The following is a 10247-nucleotide window of genomic DNA, read 5'->3' as shown; positions in this document are numbered from 1 at the left end:
GTCACTGTCTGTAATGGAGAACCACTATGAACACACGCAAGCGCTTTGCCCTGGCCGCCTTGGCCCTGTGCGGATTCACCGGCCTGGCCCAGGCCTCGGATGTCAACGTTGAAGTCGTGCCCTATCAGTACGGCATGCGCCTGGACGTCGCCAAGGTCATCTCAATGACCGAGCCGCCGACCAGTCGCTGCGAGGTGGTGACCGCCAATATGCGCTACATCAACAAGGCGGGAGAACTGGCGGAAATCTCCTACCAGAAGCACGCCCACGCCTGCATGTACGAAAACTGATGCGTGCCGCCCAAGGGACCCGCCAAGGTGAGCGTTGTCAGGGGACCGCGCTCAATGGGCCCTGCGCTTGAGACCAGGCAGCCCGCCCGAGGCATTGGCCAGGTCGTAGCGCAATTCGGCGATCAGTTCATTGATTTCCCGGCAGCCATTGAGCTGCGCAGCGTCGATGCCGCTGACCACCAGCTCGACCCGGTCGGTTTCATGGTCGCCATAGACCTTGACCGTCATCGACAGGTCCGGGCTCAGGGTGCATTGGCAGCGTTTGGGCAGAAAGCTGCTCTCAATGATGTTGCGCAGTTCCAGGGCAGATAAAAACATGCTGACGCTCTCCATCTATTCAACACGACCAGTCAATGGGCGAGTCCCTGCTGGTCGCGACATCCGTGTTCGTTAGCGATCCTGGCTCAGGTCCGTTTTGTCCTAACAGACGAAGCCAGGTTACAGAGTAGGCCGCTTTGGCGACCTTGCTAAATTCGATTTCGCTCTCAGTACCGAGGGTTTCGACTTTAAGCCGGCCATGGCAGGCGGTTGCGCGGCGGGTTTGCCGCCCCGCAGAATGCCTGGGTATTGCTCAACAGCGTCGCCCGCTCCAAGAGTCACACCTGATACAACGCTGATCCTTGCCCTCGCCCGGAGTTCCCGCCTTGATTACCTGCCATGTCAAATACGTGATCGATCCCTACCAACTGGCCGAGTTCGAAGCCTATTCCAAAGCCTGGATCGCCGTGGTCAGGCGTTTGGGCGGCACCCACCATGGCTATTTCCTGCCCTCGGAAGGGGCCAGCAACATTGCCTATTGCCTGTTCAGCTTCCCGTCCCTGGCCGATTACGAAGCCTATCGCCAGAACGCCCTCAGCGATCCGGACAGCGTGGCCCTGGTGGCGTCGGTGATGGAGAAGAAATTCATCCTCAGTTACGAGCGCAGCTTCCTGCGTCCACTGCTCTCATAGGAAACGGCCGGGCGGCCTTCCGCTTGCCGGCGCACAGGCCGCAACGACGGGTGCCGCTCTGACGGGCGTCTGCGCTGGCAAGCCAGCGGCTAGGCCGGAATGCTGCTCAAGGCGGCGCGTTCGGCGACGTGGCGCAGGCTGTCGAAATTGATGTTGGCGCCGGAGTCGATGGCCACCAGGGTCTGGCCGCTGATGCCGCCCTGGGCCACGTACTGCTTGATCCCGGCCACCGCCAGCGCGCCGGACGGCTCGGTGATCGAGCGGGTGTCGTCGTAGATGTCCTTGATGGCGGCGCACAGCTGGTCGTTGCTGACGCTGATCACCTGGTCCACGTGATGCCGGCAGATCTGAAAACCGTGCTCGCCGATCTGCGCCACCGCGACGCCGTCGGCAAAGGTGCCCACCGTGGGCAAGACCACCCGCTCCCCCGCCGCCAATGCCTGCTGCAGGCAGTTGGAATGTTCTGACTCAACGCCCACGATGCGGATCTGTGGCTGCAGGTACTTGACGTAGGCGGCGATCCCGGCGATCAACCCGCCGCCGCCCACCGGGACGAAGATCGCATCCAGCGGCCCCGGGTGCTGGCGCAGGATCTCCATGGCCACGGTGCCCTGACCGGCAATCACATGGGGGTCGTCAAAGGGCGAGACGAAGGTGCTCCCGGTGTGCTGGGCCAGGCTCAGGGCGTGGGCCAGGGCAAAGGGAAAACTCTCGCCCTGCAGAATCGCCTCGGCGTCGCGGCTGCGCACTCCGAGCACCTTGAGTTCCGGGGTGCTGGCGGGCATTACGATGGTGGCCTTGATCCCCAGCTCCCGAGCGGCCAGGGCCACGCCCTGGGCATGATTGCCGGCGGACGCGGTGATCACCCCCCGCCGCTTCTGCTCCGGGGTGAGTTGCGCCAGGCGGTTGTAGGCACCACGGATCTTGAAGGAAAAGGTCGGCTGCAGGTCCTCGCGCTTGAGCAGGATCTGATTGCCCAGCCGCTGCGACAGCGCGGGGGCGGCCTGCAGCGGCGTGCAAATCGCCAGGTCGTACACCGGCGCGGCGAGGATCATCTTCACGTAGCGCTCCAGCAAGGCCATGTCGGCGCTGGGCAAAGGGGTACTGGCAAGACGGCTGGGGTGATTCATGAGGGTGCTCCTGGCTGTGTTCGGAGCCCGGGAGACAGAGAGAAAAAACCCGCCTCCAGGGCGGGTTGGGTGCAGTCGTCAGCAAGCCCGCCAATCAGGAATGGCGGTAATAATGCTTGGCTGGGAACGATAGGCAGAAAAAGTCATGGACCGGAAACTAACCGCGCCGGCCCCTGGCGGTCAATGCTTTTCTCCGAGACTGATACCCAACACCACAGCTCCTGCTCCCTCCTGCTTACCGCTTGCAGCTTGCAGCTTGCAGCTTGCAGCTTGCAGCTGATTATACGAAACATATACGATTCATATATTTGCTCAAGGGAGCCCCCAAACATGGGCATCGTCAAGATCTCCGATGAACTGCACCAGCAGATCCGCGTGGCCAGCGCCGCCATGGATCGCTCGATCAACGCCCAGGCCGAGTTCTGGATCAAGATCGGCCTGCTGGCCGAGCTCAACCCGCACCTGGCCTACAACGACCTGATCAACAAGTTGCTGCTCAACAAGACCGATCTGCTCAGGGGGCAGGCATGACCCCGGCATTGATCAAGACTCCGGAACAACTGGCGCTGATGCGCGAATCCGGGCGGCTGCTGGCCGAGGTGTTCAGTTTCCTCGACGGCTTTGTCGGCGCCGGCCTGTCCACCCTGGAGCTGGACAGCGCGGTGGAGCACTTCATCCGCCACCAGCTCAAGGCGCGCCCGGCCAGCAAGGGCCAGTACAACTACCCCTATTGCATCAACACCTCGATCAACGAGGTGGTGTGCCACGGCATGCCCGACGCCAGGGCCGTGCTCAAGGACGGCGACATCGTCAACATCGACATCACCCTGGAAAAGAACGGCTACATCGCCGACTCCAGCAAGATGTACCTGATCGGTGAGGTCGGCCCCAAGGCCCGGCGCCTGGTGGACACCACCTTCGAGGCCATGTGGGCGGCGATCAAGGTGGTGCGCCCCGGCGCTCGCCTCGGCGATATCGGCCATGCCATCCAGGCCCACGCCGAGGCCAAGGGCTACAGCGTGGTGCGCGAATACTGCGGCCACGGCATCGGCCGGCAGATGCACGAGGAGCCGCAGATCCTGCACTTCGGTCGTCCCGGCACCGGCCTGGAACTGCGTGAAGGCATGGTCTTCACCATCGAACCCATGCTCAACCAGGGCAGCGCCCGGGTCCGCGGGCTCAAGGACGGCTGGACCGTGGTGACCCGCGACAACGGCCTCTCGGCCCAGTGGGAGCACACGGTGGCGGTGACCCGCGACGGCTTTGAGGTGCTGACCCTGCAGCCGCAGTAAGCCTCATCCGGCCCGGTCACTGTGGCCGGTGAGCCGACGCAGCCCCAGGGACATGCCGGCCGCCGCCAGCAGCATGGCCAGCAGCAACAGCGAATAGGCGATCCACCACGGCGTGCCGGCGGTCATCATGCTGAACTCGGACATGCCGCCAATGCTGGCAATCAGGTTCAGCGGCAGGAACACCACATTGATCAGCGTCAGCTTGCGCAGCAGCTTGTTGGTGCTGTTGTTCATCAGGTTGCCCCGGGCGTCCATCAGCCCGGCAAACACCGTGGAGTAGATTTCCGCCTGCTTGTAACACTGGTTGTTCTCGATGATCAGGTCGTCGATCAGGCCAACCGCCTGCGGGCCGAAACGCTCCTTTTCGGCATGGTTGCGCAGGCGGGTCAGCAGCGCGCCGTTGCTGTGCAGGGCATTGAGGTAATAGATCAGGCTCTCGCTCAGGTTGAACATCTGCATCAGGTGGCGGTTTTCCATCGAGCTGTTGAACTTGTGCTGCAGCTCCCGGGCCACCAGCTTGATCACCTTGAGGTGCCCCAGGTAGTGATGGATGTTGTTGAGCAACAGGTCCAGCAGCACGTCCAGCGGGCTGTGCAGATGATGCCGCGCCCCCAGGCCCAGCAGTGGCGTGTCGTCGGGGGCGATCACCAGCAGCCGGTCGGGGCAGAACAGCAGGCCGCAGGACGACACTTCGAAGGACAGGCTGCCGCCACCGGAATAGTTTTCCGGCCGCTTCCAGATCAGGAACAGGTAATCGGGATGGAATTCGATGCGCGACACTTCGTCCGGGTCCAGCGCCGAGGCCAGGGCGTGCTCGTCGAGCTTGAAGGCGCTGTGCAACAGCTCGCGCTCCGCCAGGTCCGGGTTGCTGAACAGCATGACCTGGGCCTCCCCTGCCGGTGCCGCCTGCAATCTGCCCAGGTCCAGCCGATAGCTGTGGAGCATCGCCGCCTCACCAGGCCTGGCCGCGACGCTTGAGTTCCAGGCGGCGGACGAATTCCTCCAGCACCAGGGAGTACAGGTCGTCCTGCAGGTAGGCGTCCTCGATGCCGGCATCGAGGTTGGGGTTGTCGTTGACCTCGATCACCACCACCTTGTCCCCGGACTGCTTGAGGTCGACCCCGTACAGCCCGTCGCCGATCAGGTTGGCAGTCTTCACTGCCAGCTCCACCACCGCCCGCGGTGCTTCGTGGACCGCCAGGGTGCGGCACTCGCCGTTGATGTCCTGGCCCTTGGCCTTGTGGTTGTAGATCTGCCAGTGGCCCTTGGACATGAAGTACTGGCAGGCAAAGATCGGCTTGCGGTTGAGCACGCCGATGCGCCAGTCGTACTCGGTGTAGAAGAACTCCTGGGCCAGCAGCAGCACCGAGTGCTCGAACAGTTCGGCGGTGGCCGCCAGCAGCGCCTGCTGGCTCTCGACCTTGATCACCCCCCGGGAGAAGCAGCCGTCGGGAATCTTCAGCACCAGGGGAAAGCCCAGGCGTTCGCCCACTCGCTCGAAATCCTCCGGTCGCTCCTTGTAGAGAATCTCGGTGGCGGGCATGCCCAGTTGATGGCCCTTGAGCAGGTCGGTGAGATAGACCTTGTTGGTGCAGCGCAGGATCGAGGTCGGATCGTCCATCACCACCAGCCCTTCGCTCTCGGCCTTCTTGGCAAAGCGGTAGGTGTGGTTGTCGACGCTGGTGGTTTCGCGGATCAGCAACGCGTCGTATTCGGCCAGCCGCGAGTAGTCTTTCTTCTCGATCAGCTCCACGTCGATACCCAGGCCCTTGCCAACCCGGATAAAACTCTCCAGCGCCCGGGCATTGGAAGGCGGCAGCGCTTCATGGAGATCGTGGAGTATCGCCAGGTCATAACGGGCCAGTTGCCGGGATCGCGGCACCCGCCAGACTTTGCGGCTGAAACTGTCCAGCGAGTTGGCAAACTGATCTTCCTGATCGTCGCGCAACTTGTGCAAGGCACCGGACTTCACGCCTTCGATATGCCAACTGTCAGTTCTTTTGAAATCAACTAACAGGATCGGACAGGGAAACAGTTCAAACAACTGGCGGGCCAACTCCTGCAATGGCTCGATATGTGTCCTGCCGAAGTAAAGGGTCAAGGTGAAGCCTTCGGTATCACTGTAAAGGTGATTGCTCAGGGCCTTTTCCAGGGTCTTGTCCAGGTCGTCCAGAGCCAGTCCGTAAAGGGCCTTGCGGGTCAGTTCGCTGATCGTGCGCACCGAGGGAATCACCCGGTGGCCGCGGGCTTCGGCCAGCAACGAGCAGTAGTAGCCGTGCCCCAGGTACTTGTAGCTGCGGCACAGGTTGATCACCTGGACCCGTTTTCCCGGCACACTTTCGCGGCTTTGTTCGAGGTATTCCTGGGCCGTGAGAATGTCTTCGCTGGGAAAGTAGGAGGCCCAGTCTTCCTTGCGCTCGACAATGATGATGACTTGACTTGAAGTTCTGCCCAGTGGGGAAAAATAACTTGTCGAAGTGATTGTCGCCGGCAAACTTTGCTCGGATACTTCTCGCCAATGACCTTGTACCGCTGACATAAAGTTCGCTCTCGCTGAAGAACCTGACCCTTTCTATTAAGCACGAACTTTTTTTGAAGTCTCGTTTCGTTACGCAACTTTTACGGCGGTTATATGGATCTTGTCTTTCGCACTGCAACCCCCGACGATCTGCCGGCGCTGGTGGCCCTGGAACAGCAATGTTTCACCAGCGACCGGCTGACCCCGCGCAGCTTCCAGTGGATGATCAACCGCGCCCACGGGCAACTGCTGGTGGCCGAACATCAGGCGCGCGTGCTGGGCTATGCCCTGGTGCTGTTTCATCGCGGCACCTCCCTGGCGCGCCTGTACTCTATCGCCATTGCCGAGGACGCCCGGGGGCTGGGCCTGGGCAAACGCCTGCTGCAACGGATCGAGGCCTGCGCCCTGGCCCATGACTGCGCCTATCTGCGCCTGGAGGTCCGCACCGACAATCCGGCGGCGCTGGCCTTGTACGAACGCCATGGCTACCGGCGCTTTGCCCGGATCCACGACTACTACGAAGACCACGCCGATGCCCTGCGCCTGGAAAAGCGCATCCTCCAGCACCGCGAAACCCGCAGCATCCGCGTGCCTTACTACCAGCAGACCACCGACTTCACCTGCGGCCCGGCCTGCCTGTTGATGGCCATGGCCGCGCTGCAACCCTCGCGCCCGCTGGAGCGGCGCGAGGAACTGCAGATCTGGCGTGAAGCCACCACGGTGTTCATGACCTCGGGCCACGGCGGTTGCAGCCCCCAGGGCCTGGCGCTGGCTGCCTGGCGCCGGGGCTTTGCGGTGCGCCTGCAGGTCAACAGCGCCGGGCCGTTGTTTCTCAATGGCGTGCGTGACGAGCATAAAAAGGACGTCATGCGCCTGGTCCACGACGAGTTCTGCAGGGAACTGGACGCCAGCGAAGTGCAGCAGGTACTGGGAGGACCGCTGGACCTGCCCAAGCGCCTCAGTGAAGGCGGCCAGCCCCTGGTGCTGATCAGCAGCTACCGCCTGACCCGTTCCAAGGCCCCTCACTGGGTGATAGTCACCGACTGCGACGACGACTTCGTCTACCTGCACGATCCGGATGTGGACCACAGCCAGCACCGCCAGCCCATGGACTGCCAGCACCTGCCGGTGAGCCACGGCGAGTTCGACAAGATGTGCAGCTTCGGCAGCAGCAAGCTGCGGGCCGCGGTGATCCTCTCCTCGCGCCCCCAGGCGCAGGAGCCGGCTGGCCGGCGAAGCGGTCCTTGAGCCTGGTGCTGTGCTCGCCGACGCTTTCGCTGGCAAGCCAGCTCCTGCGCTTGGAGGTGTTGGGGCGGATTATTCCAGGCCAACCTTGTACAGGCCGCCCTGATCCTCGTCGGTGAGGATGTACAGATAACCGTCCGGCCCCTGGCGCACGTCGCGAATGCGCGCCTTGAGGTCCCCCAGCAGACGCTCTTCATGAACGACTCGGTCGCCATCGAATTGCAGGCGGATCAGTTCGCGGCCGGCCAGGGCGCCGATGAACAGGTTGTGCTGCCAGGGCTTGAAGCGATCGGCGTCGTAGAAGGCCATGCCGCTGATGCCGGGAGACTTTTCCCAGACATGATGCGGGGCCACGGTGCCCGGGACCGTCTGGCCCGAGGCCTCTGGGATCGGCTGGCCGGAATAGTTGACCCCGTGGGTCGCCAGGGGCCAGCCGTAATTCTTGCCGCGCTCGATCAGGTTGATCTCGTCGCCGCCCTTGGGCCCGTGCTCGTTCTCCCACAGGGTGCCGCTCCAGGGATTGAGCACCGCGCCCTGGGGGTTGCGGTGGCCGAAACTCCAGATCTCCGGCCGCACCCCGGCCTGGCCGACAAAGGGGTTGTCGTCCGGCACCCGGCCATCGGCATACAGGCGCACGATCTTGCCCTGAAGCTTGTCCAGGTCCTGCGCGGTGGCCCGGTTGTTGTTCTCCCCCAGGGTGATGAACAGGTAGCCGTCACGGTCGAACACCAGCCGTGAACCGAAGTGATTGCCGGTGGACAGCTTGGGCTCCTGGCGGAAGATCACCTGGAAATCCTTGAGCCCGCTCAGGTCGTCGCTCAAGCGCCCGCGCCCCACGGCGGTGCCGGCAGTCCCGCCCTCGCCACCGCCCTCGGCGTAGGACAGGTACACCAGGCGGTCCTGCTTGAAGTCCGGCGACAGTGCCACGTCGAGCAAGCCGCCCTGGCCATTGGCCCAGACCTTGGGCACCCCGCTCAACGGCGCCGACAGCTTGCCGTCCGGGCTCACCACCCGCAGGTTGCCGGGACGTTCGGTGACCAGCAGGCCCTGGCGATCCGGCAGGAATGCCAGGGCCCAGGGATGCTGCAGACCTTGCACCACCGGGGTCAGGCTGAGACGGCCCTGCTCACTGGCAAAGGACTGGGCACTGGCCGCCGCAGCGGGCAAGGCACTGCCCAGCAGAACGCTGGCGCACAAGGTGGCGAATAGGGTTTTACGCAACATGCTCGCTTCCTTCTATGGCTCAAGAGAATCCCTGGCGAGCCGCACCGCAGCGGCCGCCCATCCAGCAAGACAGCTCAGCGCCGGTTGCTGTTGTCGTTATCGATGTTTCGAGGACTTTGCACCCGCGGGTCGGGGTTTGGCCGCTGCACCCCGCCACGGGGATAGCCGTTGCCGATACCGCCGTTCTCCAGGGTCGGCGGCCGGCCAATGGGCGCGGTGCCGGGGCCGCGCACCGGCGGAGTGGCACTGCGGGTGCCCTGCATGCTGTTGGGATTGGCCCGGCGAATGGGGTTGCTGTAGGGGTCGTTGTTGCCGCTGTTGGGCAGGTTTTGCGCCAGCTGCACGGAACCTGGCAGGGCGTTGAAAGAAGGCGTTTCAGGGCTGGCGGCCCAGGCAGTGCCGCTGGCCCAAGCCAGCGTGATCAATGCGGCAAAGCCGCGAGCCAGACTGTTCATGACAAGCCTCCTGAGGAGCGACAAGGTATCGAATACGATTCCACGCTACGCCCAGGGTTCGGCTTTGTTAATTAAATAATCCTGCAGAACGTAACACCCGATGTCCGCGGGCTTGCCGGCGAAGAGGCCGCCGAGCCCGGCCGCAGGCTTGAGGGGGCGTTGGCTGGCAAGCCAGCTCCCGCACCGGCCTGCGACCGGAAACCGCTGCCGGCCGAGTGCCGGCCGGGTCGATCAGATGTAGATGAACAGCAGCAGCAATGCAGCGAAGATCGCCCACTTTTCCAGGTAGTAGCGGGTGCGGTTGCGCTTCTTCAGCTCCTTGCCCCGCAGGCGGATCTTGTACAGCTTGTTGAAGGCGCGGTTGAGGCCACCGGTCTTGTCCCCGGCGTCGTTGGGCGAGCCGGCGGCGGACATCACGGTGCGGCTGAACCAGCGGTTGAACGCCGCGGCCCAGCGATACTTCATCGGCCGCTCGACGTCGCAGAACAGAATGATGCGGTTCTGCTCGGTGGTGTTTTCCGCGTAGTGGATGTAAGTCTCGTCGAACATCACCGCTTCGCCGTCGCGCCAGTGATAGCGCTCGCCGTCGACTTCGATGAAGCAGCCCTCGTTGTTCGGCGTGGACAGCCCCAGGTGATAGCGGTAGGACCCGGCGTAGGGGTCGCGGTGGCGCACCAGGCGCGAACCCGGAGGCAACTCGGCGAACATGGCCGCCTTGATCGAACCGATGCTCTGCACCAGTTCAGTGGTGCGCGGGCACAGTTTCATCGCCGAAGGGTGGCTGTCGCCGTACCACTTCAGGTAGAAGCGCTTCCAGCCGGTCTTGAAGAACGAATTGAAACCCACGTCGTTGTACTGGTCCGAGCGCTTGATCTCCCCGGCCTGCAACAGTTGCTGACCTTCGGCGCGGATCTCTTCCCAGTGTTCCTGCAACTTGTTCATCTCGGGGAAGTCGGCCGGGTCCAGGTAGGGCCGGTTGGGAAACTTGGAGAACAGATAAAGGAAGCAGTTGATGGGGGCCAGGAAGGTCGAGTGATCGCTGAGTTGGCGTCCCAGTTTATGGCGCACGCGCCCCCGCAGGTGTACGTACGCAATGGATAAAACGTATACAGCGGCAATGATGAGTTTCACGGAAATCGTCAC

The 10247-nt window shown here is 63.1% G+C and carries 12 protein-coding genes; 5 read left to right on the top strand and 7 right to left on the bottom strand.

The window, feature by feature from the left end; translation table 11 throughout:
* Nucleotides 1-26: 26 nt before the first annotated feature.
* Nucleotides 27-290 carry a DUF2790 domain-containing protein gene (locus tag L1O02_RS15325; protein ID WP_047304506.1) on the top strand — a complete coding sequence of 88 codons (264 nt, stop codon included), beginning with the start codon at nt 27-29 and terminating at the stop codon, nt 288-290.
* Between the two features lie 51 nt (nt 291-341).
* On the opposite strand, the gene L1O02_RS15320 is transcribed toward L1O02_RS15325, so the two are convergent.
* Nucleotides 342-608 (bottom strand): DUF1652 domain-containing protein, encoded by a 267-nt coding sequence (locus tag L1O02_RS15320; RefSeq protein ID WP_129406149.1) that lies wholly within the window; start codon nt 606-608, stop codon nt 342-344.
* Between the two features lie 326 nt (nt 609-934).
* Between L1O02_RS15320 and L1O02_RS15315 the strand changes: the two genes are divergently transcribed.
* Nucleotides 935-1240, top strand: a complete 306-nt coding sequence (locus tag L1O02_RS15315) for an NIPSNAP family protein (RefSeq protein WP_060839355.1) — start codon at nt 935-937, stop codon at nt 1238-1240.
* Between the two features lie 89 nt (nt 1241-1329).
* Here L1O02_RS15315 and ilvA read toward each other — a convergent pair whose 3' ends face one another.
* Nucleotides 1330-2370 carry a threonine ammonia-lyase, biosynthetic gene (gene ilvA, locus L1O02_RS15310; RefSeq protein WP_108543819.1) on the bottom strand — a complete coding sequence of 347 codons (1041 nt, stop codon included), beginning with the start codon at nt 2368-2370 and terminating at the stop codon, nt 1330-1332.
* A 330-nt stretch (nt 2371-2700) separates the two neighbouring features.
* Between ilvA and L1O02_RS15305 the strand changes: the two genes are divergently transcribed.
* Entirely contained in the window at nt 2701-2901 is a 201-nt protein-coding gene (locus L1O02_RS15305) for a ParD-like family protein (protein WP_047304509.1), read from the top strand.
* Nucleotides 2898-3662, top strand: a complete 765-nt coding sequence (gene map, locus L1O02_RS15300) for a type I methionyl aminopeptidase (RefSeq protein WP_060839356.1) — start codon at nt 2898-2900, stop codon at nt 3660-3662. The genes L1O02_RS15305 and map overlap by 4 nt, the downstream gene beginning before the upstream one ends.
* A gap of 3 nt (nt 3663-3665) precedes the next feature.
* Here map and L1O02_RS15295 read toward each other — a convergent pair whose 3' ends face one another.
* Nucleotides 3666-4607: a magnesium transporter CorA family protein gene (locus L1O02_RS15295; protein WP_060839357.1), complete on the bottom strand. Its 942-nt coding sequence runs from the start codon at nt 4605-4607 to the stop codon at nt 3666-3668.
* Between the two features lie 7 nt (nt 4608-4614).
* Nucleotides 4615-6201 carry a RimK family protein gene (locus L1O02_RS15290; protein WP_235760197.1) on the bottom strand — a complete coding sequence of 529 codons (1587 nt, stop codon included), beginning with the start codon at nt 6199-6201 and terminating at the stop codon, nt 4615-4617.
* 93 nt (nt 6202-6294) lie between these two features.
* Here L1O02_RS15290 and rimI point away from each other — a divergent pair, with 93 nt between their 5' ends.
* Complete coding sequence (gene rimI, locus L1O02_RS15285) at nt 6295-7428, top strand: ribosomal protein S18-alanine N-acetyltransferase (RefSeq protein ID WP_060843628.1); 1134 nt, start codon at nt 6295-6297, stop codon at nt 7426-7428.
* Nucleotides 7429-7497: 69 nt separating this feature from the next.
* Here rimI and L1O02_RS15280 read toward each other — a convergent pair whose 3' ends face one another.
* From L1O02_RS15280 to lpxO, 3 genes are all read right to left on the bottom strand, one after another.
* Nucleotides 7498-8649 (bottom strand): PQQ-dependent sugar dehydrogenase, encoded by a 1152-nt coding sequence (locus L1O02_RS15280; protein WP_235760196.1) that lies wholly within the window; start codon nt 8647-8649, stop codon nt 7498-7500.
* 74 nt (nt 8650-8723) lie between these two features.
* Entirely contained in the window at nt 8724-9104 is a 381-nt protein-coding gene (locus L1O02_RS15275) for a hypothetical protein (protein ID WP_235760195.1), read from the bottom strand.
* Between the two features lie 231 nt (nt 9105-9335).
* Entirely contained in the window at nt 9336-10235 is a 900-nt protein-coding gene (gene lpxO, locus L1O02_RS15270; protein WP_060839362.1) for a lipid A hydroxylase LpxO, read from the bottom strand.
* Nucleotides 10236-10247: the final 12 nt, after the last annotated feature.

The sequence above is a fragment of the Pseudomonas sp. BC42 genome (genome assembly GCF_021560055.1).
Classification (GTDB): Bacteria; Pseudomonadota; Gammaproteobacteria; order Pseudomonadales; family Pseudomonadaceae; genus Aquipseudomonas.
The sequence above is the reverse complement of the archived record's forward strand: the minus strand, read 5'-3'. Positions and strand labels throughout refer to the sequence as shown.